The sequence below is a fragment of the Claveliimonas sp. genome (assembly GCF_037273965.1).
Classification (GTDB): domain Bacteria; phylum Bacillota; class Clostridia; order Lachnospirales; family Lachnospiraceae; genus Claveliimonas; species Claveliimonas bilis.
This window is the reverse complement of the sequence record NZ_JAYAZJ010000019.1, coordinates 1-21,894: the sequence shown is the minus strand read 5'-3', so window position 1 is coordinate 21,894 and position 21,894 is coordinate 1. Positions and strand designations below refer to the sequence as shown.

At 46.9% G+C, this 21,894-nt stretch carries 19 protein-coding genes and 1 pseudogene; all 20 read left to right on the top strand.

All coding sequences use genetic code 11. The features are described 5' to 3' along the window. A pseudogene (locus WJ238_RS00425) lies at nt 1-313 on the top strand (GTPase HflX); the annotation flags it as partial. 35 nt (nt 314-348) lie between these two features. Next, nucleotides 349-3,729: a PD-(D/E)XK nuclease family protein gene (locus tag WJ238_RS00420; protein WP_337605851.1), complete on the top strand. Its 3,381-nt coding sequence runs from the start codon at nt 349-351 to the stop codon at nt 3,727-3,729. Continuing rightward, nucleotides 3,726-7,364, top strand: a complete 3,639-nt coding sequence (gene addA / locus WJ238_RS00415) for a helicase-exonuclease AddAB subunit AddA (RefSeq protein WP_337605850.1) — start codon at nt 3,726-3,728, stop codon at nt 7,362-7,364. The genes WJ238_RS00420 and addA overlap by 4 nt, the downstream gene beginning before the upstream one ends. 281 nt (nt 7,365-7,645) lie before the next feature. Then, entirely contained in the window at nt 7,646-7,969 is a 324-nt protein-coding gene (locus WJ238_RS00410) for a PadR family transcriptional regulator (RefSeq protein WP_230105246.1), read from the top strand. After that, entirely contained in the window at nt 7,966-8,739 is a 774-nt protein-coding gene (locus WJ238_RS00405; protein WP_316265485.1) for a DUF1700 domain-containing protein, read from the top strand. Before WJ238_RS00410 ends, WJ238_RS00405 begins: the two co-directional genes overlap by 4 nt. After that, the gene (locus WJ238_RS00400) at nt 8,740-9,564 is read left to right on the top strand and encodes a DUF4097 family beta strand repeat-containing protein (RefSeq protein WP_230105248.1); all 825 of its coding nucleotides are present in this window, start codon (nt 8,740-8,742) and stop codon (nt 9,562-9,564) included. A 27-nt stretch (nt 9,565-9,591) separates the two neighbouring features. Beyond that, nucleotides 9,592-9,783 (top strand): PspC domain-containing protein, encoded by a 192-nt coding sequence (locus WJ238_RS00395; protein WP_230105249.1) that lies wholly within the window; start codon nt 9,592-9,594, stop codon nt 9,781-9,783. Between the two features lie 87 nt (nt 9,784-9,870). Then, nucleotides 9,871-10,065, top strand: a complete 195-nt coding sequence (locus tag WJ238_RS00390; protein ID WP_337605849.1) for an alpha/beta-type small acid-soluble spore protein — start codon at nt 9,871-9,873, stop codon at nt 10,063-10,065. Nucleotides 10,066-10,178: 113 nt separating this feature from the next. After that, nucleotides 10,179-10,877, top strand: coding sequence for a WecB/TagA/CpsF family glycosyltransferase (locus WJ238_RS00385; RefSeq protein WP_337605848.1), 699 nt, complete (start codon nt 10,179-10,181; stop codon nt 10,875-10,877). 208 nt (nt 10,878-11,085) lie between these two features. Continuing rightward, the gene (locus WJ238_RS00380; protein WP_230105252.1) at nt 11,086-12,174 is read left to right on the top strand and encodes a PucR family transcriptional regulator; all 1,089 of its coding nucleotides are present in this window, start codon (nt 11,086-11,088) and stop codon (nt 12,172-12,174) included. A 16-nt stretch (nt 12,175-12,190) separates the two neighbouring features. Next, nucleotides 12,191-12,877, top strand: a complete 687-nt coding sequence (ftsE, locus tag WJ238_RS00375) for a cell division ATP-binding protein FtsE (protein ID WP_256193109.1) — start codon at nt 12,191-12,193, stop codon at nt 12,875-12,877. Next, the gene (ftsX, locus tag WJ238_RS00370) at nt 12,867-13,775 is read left to right on the top strand and encodes a permease-like cell division protein FtsX (protein WP_337605847.1); all 909 of its coding nucleotides are present in this window, start codon (nt 12,867-12,869) and stop codon (nt 13,773-13,775) included. Before ftsE ends, ftsX begins: the two co-directional genes overlap by 11 nt. 139 nt (nt 13,776-13,914) lie before the next feature. Beyond that, nucleotides 13,915-15,063 carry a murein hydrolase activator EnvC family protein gene (locus WJ238_RS00365; protein WP_337605846.1) on the top strand — a complete coding sequence of 383 codons (1,149 nt, stop codon included), beginning with the start codon at nt 13,915-13,917 and terminating at the stop codon, nt 15,061-15,063. 30 nt (nt 15,064-15,093) lie between these two features. Further along, a complete protein-coding gene (locus tag WJ238_RS00360) occupies nt 15,094-16,254 on the top strand; it encodes a S41 family peptidase (protein WP_337605845.1) in 1,161 nt (386 codons plus the stop codon). Between the two features lie 72 nt (nt 16,255-16,326). Beyond that, nucleotides 16,327-17,619, top strand: coding sequence for a dihydroorotase (locus WJ238_RS00355; protein ID WP_230105257.1), 1,293 nt, complete (start codon nt 16,327-16,329; stop codon nt 17,617-17,619). Further along, nucleotides 17,612-18,538 (top strand): orotidine-5'-phosphate decarboxylase, encoded by a 927-nt coding sequence (gene pyrF, locus WJ238_RS00350; protein ID WP_230105258.1) that lies wholly within the window; start codon nt 17,612-17,614, stop codon nt 18,536-18,538. The genes WJ238_RS00355 and pyrF overlap by 8 nt, the downstream gene beginning before the upstream one ends. Nucleotides 18,539-18,605: 67 nt before the next feature. After that, entirely contained in the window at nt 18,606-19,388 is a 783-nt protein-coding gene (locus WJ238_RS00345) for a dihydroorotate dehydrogenase electron transfer subunit (RefSeq protein ID WP_230105259.1), read from the top strand. After that, nucleotides 19,388-20,293: a dihydroorotate dehydrogenase gene (locus tag WJ238_RS00340; RefSeq protein WP_230105260.1), complete on the top strand. Its 906-nt coding sequence runs from the start codon at nt 19,388-19,390 to the stop codon at nt 20,291-20,293. The genes WJ238_RS00345 and WJ238_RS00340 overlap by 1 nt, the downstream gene beginning before the upstream one ends. 124 nt (nt 20,294-20,417) lie before the next feature. Beyond that, nucleotides 20,418-21,083 (top strand): GntR family transcriptional regulator, encoded by a 666-nt coding sequence (locus tag WJ238_RS00335; protein ID WP_304999990.1) that lies wholly within the window; start codon nt 20,418-20,420, stop codon nt 21,081-21,083. Beyond that, the gene (locus WJ238_RS00330; RefSeq protein ID WP_230105261.1) at nt 21,080-21,727 is read left to right on the top strand and encodes a GntR family transcriptional regulator; all 648 of its coding nucleotides are present in this window, start codon (nt 21,080-21,082) and stop codon (nt 21,725-21,727) included. The genes WJ238_RS00335 and WJ238_RS00330 overlap by 4 nt, the downstream gene beginning before the upstream one ends. Nucleotides 21,728-21,894: the final 167 nt, after the last annotated feature.

Sequence of the window (21,894 nt, the reverse complement as noted above, 5' to 3'; positions counted from 1 at the left end):
TGATAAGCCTGTGATCACAGCGTTCAATAAAATCGATACAGCCCGGTGCGAATATGTTCCAAGAGATTTCCAGGCGGACAGAACGGTCTGTATTTCCGCAAAGACCGGAGAAGGAACGGAAGAACTTCTAAGCGCTGTGGAAGATACTCTTCGGGAGCAGAAGATCGAGGTGGAGAAGCTTTATCTTTACAATGAGGCGGGAAAGATTCAGATCATACGCCAGTATGGGGAGTTGTCCAAAGAAGAGTACCGCGAGGAAGGCATTTATGTGAAGGCGTACGTGCCGGCGTTTATATACGGCAGGATATGCTGATCAGGCAAAGGTGACGACAACAGAAAGGGAAAAATATGGCACTGCAGTTTGTTTTTGGGGGTTCCGGTTCAGGGAAGTCCCATTATCTTTATCAGAATATTACAAAAGAAGCGGAGGAGAATCCCTCCCTTTCTTACCTTGTCCTTGTACCGGAGCAGTTTACCATGCAGACTCAGAAAGACCTTGTTATGCACGGCAGCAGGAAGGGAATCATGAATATTGATGTCCTAAGCTTTGTGCGCCTGGCTCACCGTATTTTTGAGGAGACGGGCAAGGGAGGCTTCCCGGTATTGGACGATGAGGGGAAGAATCTGGTGCTTAGGAAGATAGGAGGGGAGCTCGAGCCCCGCCTGAAGGTGCTGAAAGGAAATATGCGGAAGCTGGGGTATGTCAGCGAAGTGAAATCCGTTCTGTCGGAATTTATACAGTACGACGTGGGGATGGATGAGATCCGCAAAGTGATGGAATCCTCAGGGGAGGATTCTTATTTGTATTATAAACTGTCGGATATTGCTCTTTTGTACCAGGGCTTCCAGGATTATCTCCGGGAAAAGTTTATCACCAAGGAAGAACTTTTGGATGTACTGTCCAGAGTGGCCTGTGAATCGGAGATTCTGAGAAAAAGCACAGTAGTTCTGGATGGATTTACCGGATTCACCCCGGTGCAGGGCCGTCTTCTGGGAGAGTTGATGAAAATATGCAGGGATGTGATCGTGACGATAACGATCGATGAACGGGAAGATCCCTATACCTTCCGTCACCCCTACCAGCTTTTTGCCATGAGCAAACAGACAGTCGCTTCTCTTTTGGAAACAGCGAAGAAGATGCAGATTCCTGTCAAGGACCCCGTTGTTTTGAAAAGGCAGCCTGCTCCCAGGTTTGAAAATTGTCCTGCTATCGGGTTCCTGGAAAGAGAAATCTTCCGTTATTCAGGAAAAACATATACAGGGCAGCAAAGCGCAGTGGAACTTCATGTAGCCAGAAATCCTATGGATGAGGCGTGGGCGGCAGCGGAAAGAGTGCGCCGTATGATCCGGACGGAAGGATACCGCTATCGGGAGATCGGCATTATCGTCAGTGATATGGACACATACGGAAACAGCCTTAAGAGGGCTTTTGGACGCTATGAGATCCCGGTCTTTATGGATCGGAAAAGAAGCATCCTTTTAAACTCTTTTGTGGAATATATAAGAAGTCTTCTGGCAATGACGGAGCAGAATTTTTCATTTGAGAGTGTCTTCCGCTTCCTTCGTACAGGGTATGCAGGATTTGAAGCGGAGGAGATAGACGAGCTGGAAAATTACTGCCTGGCCCTTGGCGTAAAAGGATTTGCCAAATGGCAGGAGCGGTGGATCCGGCGTTCCAGGGATATGACCGAGGAGGAACTTGAGCGGGTCAATCATTTACGGGTGATGCTGGTGGAGCTGGTGGATGATCTCGTATTTGTGCTGAAGCAGAAAAAGAAAACAGTGAGGGATATTACAGAAGCGCTCTATGATTTCCTTGTCCGGGAAAAAATGCAGCTTGTTTTAAAGGAACAGGAAGAGCAGTTCCAGGCGGAAGGAGAGACGGCGCTTGCAAGAGAGTATGCTCAGATTTACGGGATTGTTCTGGATCTTTTTGACAAGTTTGTGCAGCTGCTTGGGGATGAGACTGTCACTTTGGAGGAGTACTGCAGCCTTTTGGATGCAGGTCTGACGGAGGCCAAAGTAGGTGTGATTCCACCCGGCATCGACCAGGTTGTGATCGGTGACATGCAAAGAACCAGACTGAAAGACATTAAGGCGCTGCTCTTTCTGGGGGCAAATGACAGCTTCCTTCCGGGAAATCTGATGCAGGCAGGACTTCTTTCAGAAGGAGACAGGACAAAATTTGCCCGGGAAAAGATTGCTTTGACGCCTGGAGCAAAGGAACAGGCCTATGTGCAGAAATATTATCTGTACCTGAATCTGACGAAACCGACAGAGAAACTCTGCGTATTTTACAGTAAGGTGTCAGCGGATGGAAAGAGCGTCAGGCCGTCTTATCTGATTCAGGAAATCCGCCGTCTTTTTCCTGAAATTTCTGTGGAGGATGAGGAAGAAAAGGCGCTGAAGGAAAAAGAGATGACGCCGGAGTCGGGAATCACGGAACTCACAAAAGGGCTGCAGGGGAGGGATGATGCTTCCGGAAGCGCCTGGATGGAGCTTTACAGCTGGTATAAAGGAGAGGAAAAATGGCAGGGCAAGTTGTCAGATCTTCTGGACGCGGCTTATTATGTCCGCCCGTCGGATGCGGTCAGCGAAGCGGTGGCAAAAAAGATTTACGGAGATGATTTCAGAGCCAGCATTACGAGAATGGAACGGTTTTCTTCCTGTGCTTTTTCTCATTTCCTTACTTATGGCCTGGCTTTAAAAGAAAGGCAGGAATATGAATTTCGGGCTGCGGATATGGGCAATGTTTTCCACAGTGCAGTGGAAAAATACGCGGGAAAACTTTCGGAGAGCAAAAGAAGCTGGATTTCTCTGACTCTGGAAGAGCAAAAAGAACTCTCAGACCAATGTGTGGATGAAGCGGTTACAGACTATGGAAATTCTGTGCTTTACAGTACATCGAGAAATCAGTATATGGTCACACGGATGAAACATATGATGAACCGTACGGTGTGGGCCTTGACCGAGCAGCTCCGCCGGGGAGATTTCCAGCCGGAAGCCAGTGAGCTGAGTTTTGGAAGCGGAAAGATTGACCGGGTAGATACCTGTCTGGAAGATGATACGGTGTATGTAAAAGTGGTGGATTACAAGACCGGCCACACTGCTTTTGATTTTTCTCTGCTGTATCATGGGCTGCAGCTTCAGCTGATGGTTTATATGAACCAGGCGCTGGGGCTGGTAAAGCGGAGGTATCCTGACAAGGAGGCGGTGCCGTCCGGGATTTTTTACTATCGCATCCAGGATCCCCTTGTGGAGAAAGGGGATGACAAGGAAACGGTAAAGGAAAAACTATTGAAAGAACTCCGCCCGGACGGCCTGATCAGCCTGGAAAAAAATTCTCTTGCACATCTGGAGCATGGAAGAGAAGGGGAATCTTTGGCTGTGCCGGTGAAATTCAAAAAGGACGGAAGTCTCGCTGCTTCATCAAAAGCAGTAGATGGAAGTGATTTTGCCGTCCTTTCCAGATACGCCGGGGAAAAGGTAAAAGAGCTGCATGAAAGGATTGCGTCCGGCGAGGCAAAGATCAGTCCCTACCGGCAGGGAACCCGGACCGGATGCGATTACTGTGCCTACCGGCATATATGCGGATTCGATACAAAGATTCCGGGTTACCATTACCGTGACATTGAAAAACTCGACAGACAGGAAGCCATAGAGCGGATGGGAAAACAGATAGAAGAAAGTACAGAAAAAAGTACGGGAAAAGGAGAGAATGATCTGTGAGCGTGAAATGGACAAAAGAACAGCAAAATGTAATTGATCTGCAGGACCGCAATATTCTTGTGTCGGCAGCAGCCGGCTCCGGAAAGACCGCTGTTCTTGTGGAACGGATCATCACCATGCTGACAAGAGAAGAAGATCCGGTGGATGTGGATCAGCTTTTGATCGTGACGTTTACAGAGGCAGCGGCGGCGGAAATGAAAGAGAGGATCCGGGGAGCCATTGAAAAGAAGATGGAAGAGCGTCCGGATGATGAACATCTGAAGCAGCAGGCCACGCTGATACACAGCGCCAGGATTACCACCATCCATAGCTTTTGTCTCTCTGTTATACGGGAACATTTTCACAGCATTGACCTGGATCCGTCTTTCCGTATCGGAGAGGAGGGAGAGCTTCGGCTGATGCGCCAGGATGTCCTGGAGGAGCTTCTCGAGAAAAAATATCAGGAGGGTAATGCCCGGTTCCTGGAATTTGCAGAGAGTTATGCCCGGGGCAGGGATGACCGCAAGATGGAAGAGCTGATCCTGAAGCTCTATGAATTTTCCAGAAGCTATCCGGCGCCGGAGGAATGGCTGGGCTCCTGTGTGCGCCTTTATCAGGTGACGTCGGAAGAAGAACTGTTAAAGACCTCTGCTTTTCAGGCGGCAAAACAGCGGATGGACTGCTATGTCCAAAGTGCTGCAAAACTGCAAAGACAAGCGGAAAAGCTGTGCTTAGAGCCGGACGGGCCTTATATGTACGGGGAAACGCTGGAAAGTGATCTGGAAAATATTGAACGGTTTGAGAAGGCTGTAACTTATTCGGATTATTATGAGGCGTTTCAGAAGATTTCCTGGAAGAAGCTGGCGGCTAACCGGGATAAAACAGTGTCAAAGGAAAAGGCAGAGCAGGTAAAAGCACTGCGGGAGGAAATGAAGGGGATCCTGAAAAATTCAGCCGGCCATTATTTTAAAGATAATATCGAAGAAGTGCTCCGCCAGGCAGCCCTTTGTTTCCCTATGATGAAAGTGCTTGCAGGTCTGACAGAGGATTTTGCCAAAGCTTTTGAGGAACGAAAAAGAAGCCGCAATATGATCGACTTCAGTGATATGGAGCAGTATGCCCTGCGTATATTGACAGAAAAAGACGGGGATGGATGGAAACCTTCTGCCGCGGCCCGTGAATACCAGGAAATGTTCCGGGAGGTTATGATCGACGAATATCAGGACAGCAATCTGATCCAGGAAGCAATCCTTACCAGCGTTTCCGGGATTTCTCGGGGAAGGTACAATGTTTTCATGGTAGGCGATGTGAAGCAGAGTATCTACCGGTTCCGGCTGTCAAGGCCTGAGCTTTTCATGGAGAAATTCAATACGTACCGTCTTTATGAAGGGGAGGGGACCGACAGCGAGAAGCAGAGGATTGACCTTTACCGCAATTTCCGAAGCAGAAAAGAAGTGCTGGAGGGAGTGAATTATCTGTTCCGGCAGATCATGACAGAGCCTCTTGGAGGAATTGTCTATGACGACCGGGCGGCCCTTCATCCCGGCGCTTCCTTTGAGGAGCAGCCGGGAAATCAGCCGGAGATCCTGCTGATCGAATCACAGATCGAGGAAGAAATCCTGGATATGGCCGGGGAGGGAGAAAACACCCTCAATGCCCGCCGCCTGGAGGCAAAGGCAGTGGCAGGCCGGATCCGGGAGCTGATGAGTCAGGCTGTGGTGACAGACAAAAAAGACGGAACACTGCGCCCGGTACGCTATTCGGATATTGTGATCCTGATCCGAAGCATAAAAGGGTGGAGCGATGTGTTCCTGGAAGTGTTGTCGGAAGAAGGGATACCGGCATATGCAGGGACGAAGGAAGGCTATTTTGAGACGCGGGAGATCGGAACTCTTCTGGATTACTTCCGTGTTTTAAATAATCGGAAACAGGATATTCCGCTGGCAGCAGTTCTTTCTTCCTATTTCGGAAAAATGAATGATGAGGAGCTTGCCAGGATCAAGGCGGCTTATCCTAAAGAGAGCTTCTATGATGCGGTGGAGCATTACCGGACGGAAGGAGAAGATGAAAAGATCCGGGGGAAACTGGAATCCTGCCTGGGGCAGATGGAACATTTCCGCCGGAGAGTTCCCTATACGGCGATCCATGAACTGCTCTGGCAGATCCTGGACGAGACAGGCTATGGAGATTACACAGCCGCTCTTCCGGCAGGAGAGCAGCGGAAGGCAAATCTGGATATGCTGGCAGAAAAGGCCATGACATTTGAAAGCACAAGCTATAAAGGGCTGTTTAATTTTGTGCGCTATATCGAGCAGCTTCGGAAATATGATGTGGATTACGGAGAGGCAAGTCTTAGTGATGAACAGTCAGATACGGTGCGGATCATGAGTATTCATAAGAGCAAGGGGCTGGAATTTCCGGTGGTGATCGCAGCCGGCATGGGAAAACGGTTTAACCAGCAGGATGCCAGAAGCAGTGTGATCGTTCATGCCTCTTTGGGAGTAGGTCTGGATGCTGTTGATCTGGACGAGGGCACCAAAAGTGTATCCTTTTTTAAGAGGGTGATGCAAAGGGAGGAAATCCTGGAGAACCTGGCTGAGGAATTTCGGGTTTTATACGTAGCTCTTACAAGGGCAAAAGAAAAATTGATCCTCACAGGAACCATGAAAAATCCCGGGGAGAAGCTGGAATCTCTGCGAGCGGTAAAAGGCAGGGAAGAAGAACTCTCTTTTGGGGTGCTGTCATCGGCTTCCTCCTGTTTGAGCTGGATCCTTCCGGCCATTGCAGGCGGAGGGAAAGAGATGCCTCTTCAGGTATGGATAAAGAGACTGGAAGATTTTGTCTGTGCAGAAGAAGAGGAAAAGACAGAGAAAATATTTACGAAGCAGGCGCTGAAAGACTGGAATACACAAGAAACATATGATAAAGAAATGAAAGACAGACTGAAAGAGCAGTTTGGATACTCTTATCCCTGGCCGGATACGTTTGGACGGAAGCTGAAGTTTACGGTCTCGGAGCTGAAGAAGCGAGAATATATGAAGGAAGTGTATGGTGAGGAAGGAACAGAACTGGGAGAGATGGCCTATGAAGAACCGGAGGTCATTCCGCTGATCCCGCGTTTCCGTATGGAGGAAGAAGAACTGACGGGAGCTTCCCGGGGAAGCGCTTACCACCGTGTTCTGGAGCTTTTGGATTTTAAGGAAGATTACAGTCTGGAATCCATGGCTATGGCGGTCGAAGAGATGAAAAACAGCGGAAAGATCCGGAAAGATATGGCGCAGAGTGTTCGGCCGAAAGAAATTCTTGCATTTGTTTCCGGTGCGGACGGAAGACGGATGAAAGAAGCGGCAGAAAAAGGAAAGCTTTGGAAGGAACAGCCTTTTGTTCTGGGCGTAGATGCAGAAGAAATCTACCCCGGATCAGGAGAAGGGGAAACCATACTGGTTCAGGGAATTATTGACGTTTTCTTTGAGGAGGACGGAGAGCTTGTGGTGCTGGACTACAAGACGGATAAAGTGCGAAAACCAGAGGAACTTGCAGAAAAATATCATGCACAGCTGGCCTATTATGCAAAGGCGTTGGAACAGCTCACCGGGAAACGGGTGAAAGAAAAAATTATTTATTCCTTTACGCTTCAGGAGCGGATCTTGCTGTAATAATAGCGTCGGTGTAGAAGGAGCGTATTGTCCCCTTGTACACCGACGCTAAGATGTTTGGAGAATTGATCCATCGGTGCGAAAAAAGCATCGATGGATTTTTTGTTCAATAGGAAACTTGTTCTGCATATATTGACAAACAATATTATATAACATATAATATAATCATAAAAATAATATAGATAGGTAAATAATATTGTTTTGCAACTAATTCTGTGTGCAGAGCAGCGGCGGAGTACACCGAGGCTGCAGGCAGACATGATAACAAAGGAAGTGATTGGATGGTATTTAACACCGGAGCAGCTCTTCTTGATGCGATCGTCCTTGCGGTTGTTTCGCGGGAGAGTGAAGGGACTTACGGATATAAGATCACCCAGGATGTAAGAAAAGCAATTGAAGTATCAGAGTCCACTTTATATCCGGTACTGCGAAGACTTCAAAAGGACGAATGCCTGGAAGTTTATGATATGCAGTATGATGGAAGGAACAGGAGATACTATAAGATTACGCCGAAAGGATCCGCGCAGCTTAACTTATACAGGGGCGAATGGAAAGTCTATTCGAGTAAGATCAGCGAATTATTTGAGGGAGGTGCTATTTCATGAATCGTATACAGTTTATGACAGAACTGGCAGCGCTTCTTCAGGATATATCCGTGGAAGAACGTGTAGAGGCGATGAAGTATTATAATGATTATTTCGATGAAGCGGGAGAAGAGAACGAAGAAGAGATCGTTAGGGAACTTGGAAGCCCGGCAAAAGTTGCAGCAGAGGTGAAAGCAGGACTTGGAGAGGCTTCGTCGGATGCAGGCGAATTTCGGGAGACCGGTTATACCGATACGAGATTCGAGCAGAAAGAAGCGCCGGCGTATCCGGGGCAGGAAAAAGATTCGGATGAGGCAGGCGGCGGAACGGAAAAACAGCAGGGGAAATACACCCGGGAAGAACAGAGATCAAACAACAACTGGGACACCGGAAGTGAGGAGACAAAACAGAAAAATACCGGACTTAAAATAGTGCTGATCATATTGGTGATCCTGGTGGGGCTTCCCGTCATTGTTCCGGCAGGTATAGCGCTGATCTGTGCGGCGGTAGCGGTAGTTGTGGCAGTTGTGGCGTTGTTTGCCGGTCTGGCTTTTGCTTCCGTGATGGTAGTTTTGCTTGGTGTGACGCTCGTGGGAGCAGGAATAGCCTGCCTGATACCGGAAGCGTCGGCAGGACTTGTGCTGATCGGCGGCGGCCTGATCACATTTGTGATCGGACTTATTATGACGGTGGCGTCGGTGAGGGCATGTATGATCGTACTTCCCGGATTCTTCCGGGGGATCATCAATTTAATCCGAAGACCGTTTCACAGGAGAAAGGCGGTGGCATAAATGAAAAAAGGATGGAAACGATTTTGGGTGTTCTGCGGAGTTACGGCAGCGGTGGGCTGTGTATGCGCTGTGACGGGCAAAGCAATGGGAGCGACAGGTGTATTAGTTGATAACTATATGCCGCAGTTCTTCTGGAAATCAGGCAGTACCAGTGTGGACAGCGATCAGGTTGAACTTTTTTCAAATGTTAAAAACCTGAAGGTTGATACAGAAGGACTGTTCGTGAATATTGTACCGTGTGAAGAAAATAACGTCAGAGTAGAAACCTATAATGTAAATTCCAGACTGAAGCTTCAGATTAAGGAAGAACAGGGAGAATTGAAAGTGGAAACCACTGCCGAACATTATCCCTGGAAACTTTTGAATCAGGAAGTAGCCGGAGAAGTGACGATACAGGTTCCTTACTATTTGGAATTTGGAGAAGCAGATCTTCAGGTGGGATATGGAGAACTTGACGTAGAAGAGATAAAGGCCAAAGATCTGAATCTGGAAGTTGGGGCAGGAGCAGGAAATATCAATTCTTTTACAGCCGACACGGCGGAATTTATGGTAGGCGCCGGAAGTCTGACTGCAGTGGGCGAGGCTGGAAAAAAAGTGGATATAGAATGCGGAGTAGGAGAATTAAATTATACTGCAGAAGGGACGAAGGAAGACTTCAATTATTTCATTGAATGTGGAATCGGTGAGCTGAATCTGGAAAATGAAAGTTATTCCGGAGTTGCAGTAAATAAAAATATTGATAACAACGCCGGCAAGGATATGAAGATCCAGTGCGGTATCGGTTCAGTGAATGTTTCTTTTGAAGGAGCAGCGGAAGTAAGATAACAGAAATTACAGAAAGAAGGAGTGTATATGGAATCAAAAAGATTATACAGATCAAGAAGAGAACGTCTGGTCTGCGGAGTATGCGGAGGAGTGGCAGAATATTTTAATATCGATCCGACGATAGTAAGGCTTGCCTTCCTTTTGTTTGTTTTCTGCGCCGGAAGCGGAGTGCTGGCATATATCATTGCGGCGATCGTTATGCCGGACGACCCTAATTAAGGACCGGAACAGTCAGGAATAAATCGGTTTTGGCTGTATAAAATCCTGCATCATGTTAATACTTGCATATAGGAAAGGGGTATCAGCATGAGCAGGAAAAAAGAAAAACCGATCATATTAAGCGAACTGACAAAAGAAGAAAAAATGAAATACGAAATAGCGGAAGAGCTTGGTCTGCTGGACAAAGTCATGGAGCAGGGGTGGAAATCCCTCTCTTCAAAAGAGACGGGACGCATCGGAGGTCTGATCAACAAAAAGAAAAAAGAACAGGGAATACGCTGAAGGCTGAACTGTAACAAAAGTATTACGAAGTATGAATATTTGGTGTCAAAGGTTGAAAAGGAAAAGTCGTTTTGCTATAATCGAACAGCTAGAAGGAATAGCGGGTGATTGTAATGAACGAAAAGATTCAAGTGCTGAATATTGGAATTGATGACTGTACAGCCAAAGAAGCCATGAAGCAGACAGTAGAATATATGGGTACAGAGCCTGTCAGCGTGATAGAGCTTGTTACGGTGGATACTGTAATGTATGCCTCGGAGGAACCGAAGCTTCGGGAGAGCATTGAGTGTGTGGATCTTGTGCTGCCGGGAGAGAAGGAGATTCTGGAAGGGGCAGATATAACAGAGAAACGGCATCTTCAGGAAGTGGAGCAGCGCACATATCTTAGAATGTTTCTGCGCTATCTTCACAAAAACCACTTCAGAGTATTTCTTTTGGTGGAGACAGAGGAGGAGGCGGAAGCCTTCTATCAATACCTGGAGGAGAGATACAGCGGGATACAGGTGGCGGGAATGGCGAAAGTATCGCCTACCGATTCAGCGGATGACCTTGTTGTAAATGCCGTAAACGGTGCAGAGACAGACTGTGTGATCGCAGCTCTTTCTGCTCCGGCAGAGCAGGAATTTATTGTAAGAAACAGAAGTATTCTGAATGCAAGAGTCTGGCTTGGGATCGGAAAGGGTGAAAATCCCATTTACCGCAGTCGGAGCCGTATGCAGAAAATGGTGCAGTTTATCAACCACAAAATTTTTAAACGCGAGATTGAAAAAAATCGGAAAAAAGAAATGGAAACGGCTGTGAATGCCCATTGAGAGTGCACGTGATTTTGTATAGTATGTATATGCCGAAAATCAGGAAAATACCGGGAGAAAATTGAGGAAATTAACAAAAATTTGTGATTTCCTCTTTCTTTTTTTGTGGATTTATATTAGTATAAAAAAAGTAATATGTATAAATGGGTAAATGTGCAGAAAATACATTGTGGAAAATGCATATTGAAATTAGTGGAGGAGATAGAATATGATATCTAATCAAATACTACAAAATACCATCGATGGATTAAAGGGAATTACCCGGATTGATCTTTGCGTGATGGACACGGATGGCAAATCTCTTGCAAGCACATTTGCCGAACAGGAGAATTATGAGGCGTCTGTGCTGTCTTTTGTAGATTCACCGGCAGACAGCCAGGTTATACAGGGATATCAGTTTTTCAAAATTTTTGATGAACATCAGCTGGAATATATCCTTTTGGCTAACGGCGGCAGCGATGATGTGTATATGGTTGGAAAGATTGCGGCATTCCAGATACAGAATCTTCTGATCGCATACAAGGAGCGGTTCGACAAAGACAATTTTATCAAGAACCTGCTGCTTGACAATCTGCTTCTGGTAGATATTTACAATCGTGCAAAGAAATTACATATTGACACTGAAGTAAGACGTGTTATCTTTATAGTGGAGACTGCCCATGAAAAAGACAGCAGTATGGTAGATCATGTCCGCAGTCTGCTGGGGAATAAGTCCAAAGATTTTGTCACGGCAGTTGATGAAAAGGATATTATTATTGTAAAAGAACTGAGTTCTTCCGATGGGCACGCGGAGCTGGAAAAAATGGCGGAATCCATATTGGAGCTTCTTCAGGGAGAGGGAGAAGAGGATATACGGATCGCATACGGCACCATAGTAGGAGATATTAAAGAAGTTTCGAAATCCTATAAAGAGGCTAAGCTCGCTCTGGATGTGGGAAAAATCTTTTTTGACGACAGAAAAGTGATTGCTTACAGCACTCTGGGAATCGGACGTCTGATTTATCAGCTCCCAATTCCGTTGTGTAAAATGTTTATCCGCGAGATTTTTGAGGGGAAATCCCCGGACGAATTTGATGAGGAAACACTGACGACGATCAATAAGTTCTTTGAGAACAGTCTGAATGTGTCAGAGACATCAAGACAGCTTTACATCCATCGTAATACACTCGTTTACCGTCTGGATAAACTCCAGAAAAGTACGGGGCTTGATCTTCGTGTGTTTGAGGATGCCATCACATTTAAGATTGCACTGATGGTAGTCAAGTATATGAAATACATGGAGTCATTGGAGTATTGATAATTAGGAGGAAAGTATGATTGAATTAAATGAGGTAACGAAAGAATACTCAAAAGGGGTTGCTGCTCTGAACGGCGTAAACCTGAAAGTCGATCAGGGTGAATTTGTCTTTATCGTAGGCGACAGCGGTTCCGGAAAATCGACGCTGATCCGTTTGATCATGAAGGAACTGGAGCCGACTTCCGGTACGATCGTTGTAAACGGTCAGAACCTGGAAAGGCTGAAACACAGACAGATTCCCATGTACCGCAGAGGGCTTGGGGTTGTGTTTCAGGATTTCCGTCTTTTAAAGGACCGGAATATATATGAAAATATCGCTTTTGCTCAGCGTGTTGTAGAGACACCTACCAGGATCATCAAGAAAAAGGTTCCTGCTGCGCTGTCTCTGGTTGGTCTTGCACAGAAGTATAAATCCTATCCAAAGGAGTTGTCCGGAGGAGAGCAGCAGAGAGTGGCCATTGCGAGAGCTATTGTCAATGAGCCAGCTATTCTTCTGGCGGACGAGCCGACAGGAAACCTGGACCCGACTAATTCATGGGAGATCATGAAGCTTCTGGAAGAAGCGAATGACAGGGGTACGACCGTTTTGGTAGTTACGCATAATCAGGAAATTGTAAACGAGATGAAGAAACGTGTCGTTACAATGAAAAAGGGTGTCATTGTCAGCGACGAGCAAAAAGGTGGGTATAAAAATGAGGATTAGTACAGTCGGATATTCGACGAAACAGGGATTTAAAAATATTGGCCGAAATAAGATGTTTTCCATTGCGTCCATTGCTACAATGGCAGCGTGTATCTTTGTGTTCGGTCTGTTTTTTGCGATCGTAATGAATTTTAATTATATTGTGCAGAAGGCCGAAGAGGGTGTGGCCATTACAGTATTTTTTGAAGAGGATATCACAGAAGACCAGATAGACGAGATTGGAGAGCAGCTGGCAGGCTGTGAAGGGGTCCATGATGTGGAATATGTGTCCGCAGATCAGGCATGGGAATCTTTCCAGAGCGAGTATTTCGGAGAAGATTCCTCACTTGCAGAAGGATTTAAGGATGATAATCCGCTGGCAAATTCCAACAATTACTCCGTGTATATGGAAGATGTTACCAAACAGGACGATGTAGTAGCTTTTGCGGAAGGTCTGGATGGGGTACGTAAGGTAAATAAGTCGGACGTAGTGGCGGATACGCTGGGCAGCGTTAACAGACTCATTACCTATGTTTCCATTGCGATCATTGCTATTTTGCTCGCAGTGTCGATCTTCCTGATCAACAATACGGTAACCATGGGTATTACCGTGCGGCGGGAGGAGATCGCGATCATGAAATATATTGGAGCGAAGGACGGATTTGTCCGGGCGCCGTTTGTTATAGAGGGCCTTGTTATCGGTATCATCGGGGCGTTGATACCTCTGGTACTGCTATATTTTATGTATGACAAGGCAGTTTCATACATCCTTCAGAGATTTAATTTATTAAATAATATTCTGGATTTCCTTCCGGTAACAGAAGTATACCGTACTCTTCTTCCGGTGGGATTGGCTCTCGGTGTTGGAATCGGTTTCCTGGGAAGCTTCTTTACAATCCGTAAGCATTTGAAAGTATAAGCAATGAAAGTAAGGATATAGAAGGGAAAATTTCCTGTTATACTGGAAAAACAAAAAAAAATGTGTTATGATAAAAAATAGCAGGAAAAAACCCGTAAGGGAGTAGAAACAAGGGGTTAAAAGTAAAGGGAGAGAAGAAATGCAAAAAAAGAGATTAGTCAGTGTGCTGTTAGTCGGGGCGCTTACATTCGGAAGTGCAGTGCAGGTAAAGGCAGATGATCTCCAGGATGCACAGAATCAGGCCAGTGAGCTGCAGGATAAGAAGGCAGCGGCGCAGGCAGAGAAGGATAATCTTGCTGCACAGCTGGAAAAGATCGTGGATGATATGGATAAGACCAAATCAGACATTGAGAAAAAACAGGAAGAGATCGCTGCAAAGACAGATGAACTCATCGCTGCTCAGATTGATGAGAATAACCAGTATAACAGCATGAAACTCCGGATCCAGTACATGTATGAGAACGGAAACGGTCAATTTCTGGAAACACTGCTGGAATCAAAGAGTATTGCGGAATTTTTAAGTAATGCAGAGTATATTGCACAGATTTCTGAATATGATAGAAATATGCTGGTGGAATTTCAGGATATTGTTACAGAGGTAGAGGATCAGAAGAAAGACCTGGAAGAAGAAAACAAGAAACTGGAAGAAATGCAGACCAGTCTTCAGGAACAACAGACGGAGATGGAAAGTCTGATTGAAAGCAAGAGCGAAGAGATCAGCAGCTTAAGCAGTGAGCTTGGCGCAGTGAATGAAAAGATCGCTTCGTTGAAAGCAGAAGCGGAACGTCAGGCAAGGATGCAGCAGGAAGCACAGGCAGCGGCGTCCGGAAGCTCCGGAGGAACAAGCGGAGGTGGAGGCGGCGGTACAACTGTCACTCCGGCACCACCTTACACTGGAGGCGGCAGCGGCAGACTTCAGAATCCGTGTCCGTCCGCATATATCAGCAGTGAGTTTGGAGGCAGGGCGTCACCGGGAGGTATCGGAAGTACGAACCATAAGGGACGTGACTATGCGGCAAGTACGGGAAGCCCGATTTACGCGGCGGCATCCGGAACAGTGGTTGAGGTTGGATATAACGGTGCAAGAGGTAATTATGTGATCATCAATCACGGCGACCTTGCTACATTGTATCAGCACTGCAGTCGTATTCTGGTAAGTTCCGGGCAGTCTGTAAGTACAGGACAGAACATTGCGTTGGTAGGCTCGACAGGAGCATCCACCGGCCCTCATCTTCATTTTGAAGTGTGGGTAAACGGTACGCCGGTTGATCCGAGACTTTATTTGTAGACAGGAACATAAAAGGTTGGTTTTTGTTGTATGAAACATAAAAAAAGTTTTTTTAAGGGGGCGCTTTTTGGCGCCCTTGTTGTATTATTAGGAATAAGTGCGGTTTCCTGCAGCCTCGGGAAAGCTGGGAATGCAGCGGAAGCAGACAGTGATAAAATGGAGCTTTTGAATGCTCTGATCGATGAGTATTATACGGGAGAGGTAGATGAGGAGAAGCTGGAAACAGGCATTTATAAGGGCTATATAGAAGGACTGGAAGATCCTTATTCTGCTTATTATGATCAAGACGAGACAGCAAAAATGACAGAAATGACAACAGGGGAATTTGGCGGGATCGGGGTGGTAGTTACTCAGGATAAGGAGACACAGACGATCCGGGTTATGCAGGTATACGAAGATTCCCCGGCTGATAATGCAGGTATAAAAGAAGGCGATATCTTTTACAAAATAGAGGGAGAAGATATCACCGGGCAGGATATCAATGCGGTTGTGAAAAAAATCAAAGGAGAGATTGGTACAACTGTTCAGCTGACTATGCTGCGAGGGGATAACAGGGAAGAGAAAGAGTTCGCTGTTAAAAGAGACACCATAGTAGAGCAGACGGTTGAAAGTAAGATGACAGAAGAGGGGATCGGTTATATCCGCATCACAGAATTTGCTTCTGTTACTTACGATCAGTATAAAGAGGCGATGGATTCGCTGGAAGAGCAGGGTATGGAGAGACTGATCGTGGATCTTAGAAATAATCCGGGAGGGAATCTGAAGACTGTATGTCAGATTCTGGATCTGATGCTGCCGGAAGGACTGATCGTCTATACAGAGGATAAGAATGGAGAGAAAGAGGAATATACTTCTGATGCAGAGCATGTTTTTGAAAAGCCGCTTGTTGTCCTGATGAATGGAAACAGCGCCAGCGCTTCGGAAATATTCGGAGGGGCTATTCAGGATTACGGCACAGGGGAGATCGTAGGAACACAGTCTTATGGAAAAGGCCTGGTCCAGCAGATTTTCGACCTGCAGGACGGAACAAGCGTGAAACTGACGATTGCGGAATATTTTACTCCTAAAGGACGAAATATAAACGGAACAGGGATTGCACCGGATGTTGAGATTGAATATGTGTACGATGAGAATAATCCCGACAGAGACAATCAACTTGAAAAGGCGATAGAGACAGTGAAAAATATTTAGTCATTCCATTTCCACCGGGCATATGTTAAACTAATCATAAGTATGTAGTTTTTTAGAAAGGATAGGAAATCTATGACAATCTTAATCAAAGAGGGGCGTGTCCTGGATCCGGAAACAAAGAGGGATGAAATCTGTGATGTATTGATCGATGGTGACAGAATTACCAGAGTAGACAGCGGGATAGAGACAGAAGCAGAGCGGGTCATCAATGCAAAGGGGTGTTACGTCATGCCGGGGTTTATCGATCTGCATGTACATTTCAGAGATCCGGGGCTGGAGTATAAGGAAACGTTGACGACAGGAGGCCGGGCGGCGGTAAAAGGCGGCGTGACTACTGTGTGTGCTATGCCCAACACAAAACCGGTGATCGATAACGGCGTAAAGGTAAAAGAAGTGATGGAGCGCGCCAAGAGGGAATCTCTTACCAATGTGATCCAGCTTGGCGCTGTCACAGTCGGTCAGGAGGGAAAAGAACTGGCAGATATCCGGGGAATGGCGAAAAACGGCTGCCACGCCATCAGCGAGGATGGAAAATCCGTTATGAACGCATCCCTGTACCGAAAAGGGATGAACCTGGCAAAAGAAGAAGGCCTTGCTGTCTTTGCACACTGTGAGGATATCACCATGGTGGAAGGCGGCGTGATGAATGCCGATAAAAAGGCGGAGAAACTGGGGCTGAAAGGCATCACCAACGCTGTGGAGGATGTGATCGTGGCAAGGGATATCCTGCTGGCTAAGGAGACAGGCGTGCGCCTTCATCTCTGCCATTGTTCTACCAAGGACAGTATTAAAATGCTGGGGCTTGCAAAAGAGGAAGGGCTGGATGTTACAGGAGAGGTATGCCCGCATCATTTTATTTTGTCAACAGATGATATTACGAAAGATGACGGAAACTATAAGATGAATCCTCCTCTTCGCAGCAAAGAAGATGTGGAAGCTATCAAAGAAGGATTAAGGAATGGTACGGTGGATGTGATCGCAACGGATCACGCTCCCCATGCGGAGGCGGAAAAAAACCGTTCCATGAAGCTGGCTGCATTTGGTATTGTAGGACTTGAGACTTCAGCGGCTCTTACGTACACAGAACTTGTAGAAACAGGAATTATTACCCCTATGCAGATGGCGGAAAAAATGAGCTGGAATCCGGCGAAGATACTGGGACTTCATGACCGGGGATCCGTGTCGGAAGGAAAGATTGCGGATGTCGTGATCTTTGATCCGGAAAAAGAATATACGATCGATAAAAATACATTTTTGTCAAAAGGAAAGAATACGCCGTTTCACGGGCGCAAGGTAAAAGGCGAGGTTGTTTGTACCATTGCCGGTGGAAGAATCGTATACGAAGGAGGAAAAATCATTGATTAATGAATTGGTAAGAAAAATAAAAGAAACAGGAGCGCCTATTGTAGTAGGCTTGGATCCCATGCTTGGATATATTCCGGAACAGGTGAAAACAAAAGCTTTCGTGGAATTTGGCGAGACGCTGGAAGGCGCTGCAGAGGCGATCTGGCAGTTTAACAAAGAGATCGTGGACAAGACATGGGATCTTATTCCGGCTGTAAAGCCGCAGATTGCCATGTATGAACAGTTCGGTATTCCGGGACTGATGGCTTTTAAAAAGACAGTAGATTACTGCAAAGAAAAAGGTCTGGTAGTCATTGGAGATATTAAGCGGGGAGATATCGGCTCCACTTCCGCGGCTTATGCAACAGGGCATATCGGAAAGGTTGAGGTGGGCAGCAAGACTTATGCGCCCTTTGACGAGGATTTTGTAACGGTCAATCCTTATCTTGGCTCTGACGGAGTAAAGCCTTTTATCGATGTATGCAAAAAAGAGCAGAAGGGACTTTTTATCCTGGTGAAGACTTCCAATCCTTCCAGCGGTGAGTTCCAGGACCGTCTCATCGACGGGCGCCCGCTGTATGAACTGGTAGGCGAAAAGGTAAATGAGTGGGGACAGGAATGTATGGGATGTTCCTACAGCTACATTGGCGCTGTTGTAGGCGCAACTTATCCTGAAATGGGAAAAGTCCTTCGTAAGATCATGCCGAAGGCTTACATCCTTGTTCCAGGATATGGCGCACAGGGAGGCCAGGGAAAAGATCTTGTACATTTCTTCAACGAGGATGGACTTGGTGCGATCGTTAATTCCTCCAGAGGCATCATAGCAGCTTATAAGCAGGAAAAATATGCTTCCTTTGGTCCGGAAGCGTTTGGAGACGCATCCAGGGCGGCAGTAGAAGATATGATCGCCGACATCAGGGGCGCACTGGAGAACCGTTAGGAACCGAAAGGTGTATTGTGCTGACGGTCAAAAATCAAAGCTGATAAAAAGCAGGAGAAAAGAGAAAATGACAAAGAAAAAAGAACAGGTCCAGGTGATATCGCAGGCTTCTTTGGCAGATGGGATCTTCAGCATGTGGATCCGTACAGAGGCGGCAAAAAGCGCAAGGCCGGGACAGTTTATTTCCATGTATACAAGTGACGGGACGAAGCTGCTTCCCCGTCCCATCAGTATCTGTGAGATTGATAAAGAAAAATCCGCTCTGCGGGTGGTATACCGCGTGACCGGAGAGCATACCGGGACAGAACAGTTCTCACAGATGCAGGCAGGAGAACAGCTGTCCATTATCGGTCCCCTTGGCAATGGATTTCCCCTTGAGAGAGCAAAAGGGAAAAGAGTATTTCTTATGGGCGGAGGAATCGGAGTTCCGCCGATCCTGGAGCTGGCAAAGCAGATGAGCTGTGAAAAGAAGCAGATCATTGTAGGTTACAGAGACAGGCAGACTTTCCTGAAGGAAGAGTTTGAAGCATGCGGCGAAGTCTATATTTCTACAGAAGACGGAAGCGTGGGAACCAGGGGAAACGTGATGAATGTAGTGGAGGAAAAGGCACTGGAAGCGGATGTGATCTATGCCTGCGGCCCCACACCTATGCTGAGAGCCATTAAAAACTATGCGGAAGAAAAGGGTATTGAGTGTTATATCTCTCTGGAAGAGAGAATGGCCTGCGGTATCGGCGCCTGCCTTGGCTGTGTGTGCCGAACCAAAGAAAAGGATGCCCACAGTAACGTCAATAACAAAAGGGTCTGCAAAGACGGGCCGGTATTCTTATCGACGGAGGTGGAGTTATAATGGCTGATACAAGAGTAACCATTGCAGGAGTGGAATGGAAAAATCCGGTTACTGTGGCCTCCGGAACATTCGGATCCGGGGAAGAATTTGCTGATTTTGTAGACTTGAATAAGTTAGGAGCAGTGACGACTAAGGGCGTTGCCAACGTGCCGTGGACAGGAAATCCCACGCCAAGGGTGGCGGAAGTATATGGAGGCATGTTAAATGCCATTGGTCTGCAGAATCCGGGGATTGAATTGTTCTGCAAAAGAGATATTCCTTATCTCAAGCAGTATGATACAAAGATCATTGTCAATGTGTGCGGCCACGCACCTGAAGAATATCTGGCTGTTGTAGAGCGTCTTGCCGATGAGCCGGCAGATATGCTGGAAATTAATATTTCCTGTCCCAACGTTAATGCCGGATTTCTGGCGTTCGGACAGGATGCCCGCCATGTGGAAGAGCTGACAGCTCAAATTAAGAACATTGCAAAACAGCCCATTATTATGAAGCTGACGCCCAATGTAACCGATATTACAGAGATTGCAAAAGCGGCAGAGGCAGGAGGCGCTGACGCCGTTTCTCTCATTAATACCCTGACAGGAATGAAGATTGATGTTCATAAGCGTGCCTTTGCCCTGGCTAATAAAACAGGAGGCATGTCCGGTCCGGCGGTACATCCCGTTGCCGTGCGCATGGTTTATCAGGCATCCCATGCAGTAAAGATCCCGGTGATCGGAATGGGAGGCATCCAGAGCGCAGAGGATGCCATAGAATTTATTCTGGCAGGCGCATCGGCGGTGTCGGTAGGAACGGCAAACTTCCATAATCCGGCTGTTACCATGGAAGTGATCGATGGAATTGAAAAATATATGGAACGATATGGATTTGCGACAGTAGAAGAGATGGTCGGAATCGTGGAATAAGTTTATGAAAAAGGCGATGGGGCTGTCGGTTAATACCGTTTGCCCCTAATATGTCACGGTGTATTGGATACAATATTAGATATCTGATGCGGAGGGGCAGAAACAAGTAGACAAGGGGAAGGGTATGAAAACATTAAGAAATATTCAGACAAAGGACCGGATTGCGCAGTCCATTCGGGATGAAATATTAAGCGGGCATATGAAGCCAGGTGAGGAACTGGCGCAGGAGGCGCTGGCAGAGATGCTGGGAGTATCCCGGATGCCTGTGCGGGAAGCTCTGCAAACGTTGGTGCAGGATGGATTCGCCAGAAGGATGCCGAATCGGCATATTCAGGCAGTGGTTCTTGACAGTCAGCAGATCCATGCTGTATTTTGGATCGCAGGAACCATAGAGGCAGAGCTCGTGGCGTTGATACTGGAAAAACAGAGAAAGGACGGGGAGAATGTGACCTCGGATCTGTCCGGTATAGGCAGAGAACTAAGAAAGATCCTGCAGTTTATGGAAGAAGTATCTGACCCGGATCATAAGATCCAATATGAAATGGAATTTCACGAATGTCTGATCCATATGGCAGATAATCCCTATCTGGAACAACTGCAGAACAAAGTCATGGACGGGTATGTGTCCTATGCGATAAGTAATCTGACGGAAAAGGGGCAGGTGCTGCATATGCTCCAGGAGGCAGCAGAGGCGGTGGAAAAGAGGGATGCCGGGGCAGCAGGCGCAGCGCTGAAGGAATATTATATGTACTATGCAGACAGATTCACAGAAAGGTGGAGGCGGCAATGAGAAACATGAAGAAGATCCAGTTGCTCCCGGCCAGAGAACAGGTGGCTTCCGCGCTCCGGGAGGCAATTCTGAAGAGGGAGATGAAGGAGGGAGAGGAGCTGACCCTGGAGGGAACGGCACAGGCTCTGGGGGTATCTAGTACACCGGTCCGCGAGGCGTTCCAGATTCTGGCATCCGACGGCCTGATACGCCTCAGACCCAACAAAGGGGCCATCGTCTTGGGAGTGAACGAGAAGACGATCCGGGATCACTACGAGACCAGGGCACTCTTGGAGAGCGAGGCGGCGGCACGGGCCAGCAGGCCGGGAACAGATATTTCTGATATCGTATACGCCTATGAGACCACGGAGAAGGCACTGGATGAGAATGATTTCGGCACATACAGTGACGGGAACCAGGCATTTCATATGGCAATCTGGACTGCGGCGGACAACGAGAAGATGAAGTCCTTTCTCTCATCGCTTTGGAACGGGCTTTCCATGGGACATAAGGTGACAGAGGAGGATTATGCCAAGATATCCATGTACGAGCACCGCCGGATCCTGGAGGCCATTAAGGCTAATGATGAGCAGAAGGCGCGGAGCAGGATGTACGATCATATTATCCGTAGCATGGAGAATATCCTGACGAGATTTTCCGTATAGTACAAAAAAGAAGGAAACAGAAAATGATACAGAGCAGGGCAGTGGCTGCAGTCATTGTTCTGCTCTGTCTGTTTTGCACAAAAAAACAACTCTGTTTTCATGGAAAAGCACGAAAAGTGAAAAAAGTGTTGACGTGAGGGCTGTTTCATATTATTGTTTAATCAAGA

Bases quoted from the DNA above. Each gene is read 5' to 3' on its own strand.
- WJ238_RS00420 (WP_337605851.1), top strand. From the start codon at position 349: ATGGCACTGCAGTTTGTTTTTGGGGGTTCCGGTTCAGGGAAGTCCCAT.
- WJ238_RS00410 (WP_230105246.1), top strand. From the start codon at position 7,646: ATGGTATTTAACACCGGAGCAGCTCTTCTTGATGCGATCGTCCTTGCG.
- WJ238_RS00405 (WP_316265485.1), top strand. From the start codon at position 7,966: ATGAATCGTATACAGTTTATGACAGAACTGGCAGCGCTTCTTCAGGAT.
- WJ238_RS00400 (WP_230105248.1), top strand. From the start codon at position 8,740: ATGAAAAAAGGATGGAAACGATTTTGGGTGTTCTGCGGAGTTACGGCA.
- WJ238_RS00395 (WP_230105249.1), top strand. From the start codon at position 9,592: ATGGAATCAAAAAGATTATACAGATCAAGAAGAGAACGTCTGGTCTGC.
- WJ238_RS00390 (WP_337605849.1), top strand. From the start codon at position 9,871: ATGAGCAGGAAAAAAGAAAAACCGATCATATTAAGCGAACTGACAAAA.
- WJ238_RS00385 (WP_337605848.1), top strand. From the start codon at position 10,179: ATGAACGAAAAGATTCAAGTGCTGAATATTGGAATTGATGACTGTACA.
- WJ238_RS00380 (WP_230105252.1), top strand. From the start codon at position 11,086: ATGATATCTAATCAAATACTACAAAATACCATCGATGGATTAAAGGGA.
- ftsE (WP_256193109.1), top strand. From the start codon at position 12,191: ATGATTGAATTAAATGAGGTAACGAAAGAATACTCAAAAGGGGTTGCT.
- ftsX (WP_337605847.1), top strand. From the start codon at position 12,867: ATGAGGATTAGTACAGTCGGATATTCGACGAAACAGGGATTTAAAAAT.
- WJ238_RS00365 (WP_337605846.1), top strand. From the start codon at position 13,915: ATGCAAAAAAAGAGATTAGTCAGTGTGCTGTTAGTCGGGGCGCTTACA.
- WJ238_RS00360 (WP_337605845.1), top strand. From the start codon at position 15,094: ATGAAACATAAAAAAAGTTTTTTTAAGGGGGCGCTTTTTGGCGCCCTT.
- WJ238_RS00355 (WP_230105257.1), top strand. From the start codon at position 16,327: ATGACAATCTTAATCAAAGAGGGGCGTGTCCTGGATCCGGAAACAAAG.
- WJ238_RS00345 (WP_230105259.1), top strand. From the start codon at position 18,606: ATGACAAAGAAAAAAGAACAGGTCCAGGTGATATCGCAGGCTTCTTTG.
- WJ238_RS00340 (WP_230105260.1), top strand. From the start codon at position 19,388: ATGGCTGATACAAGAGTAACCATTGCAGGAGTGGAATGGAAAAATCCG.
- WJ238_RS00335 (WP_304999990.1), top strand. From the start codon at position 20,418: ATGAAAACATTAAGAAATATTCAGACAAAGGACCGGATTGCGCAGTCC.
- WJ238_RS00330 (WP_230105261.1), top strand. From the start codon at position 21,080: ATGAGAAACATGAAGAAGATCCAGTTGCTCCCGGCCAGAGAACAGGTG.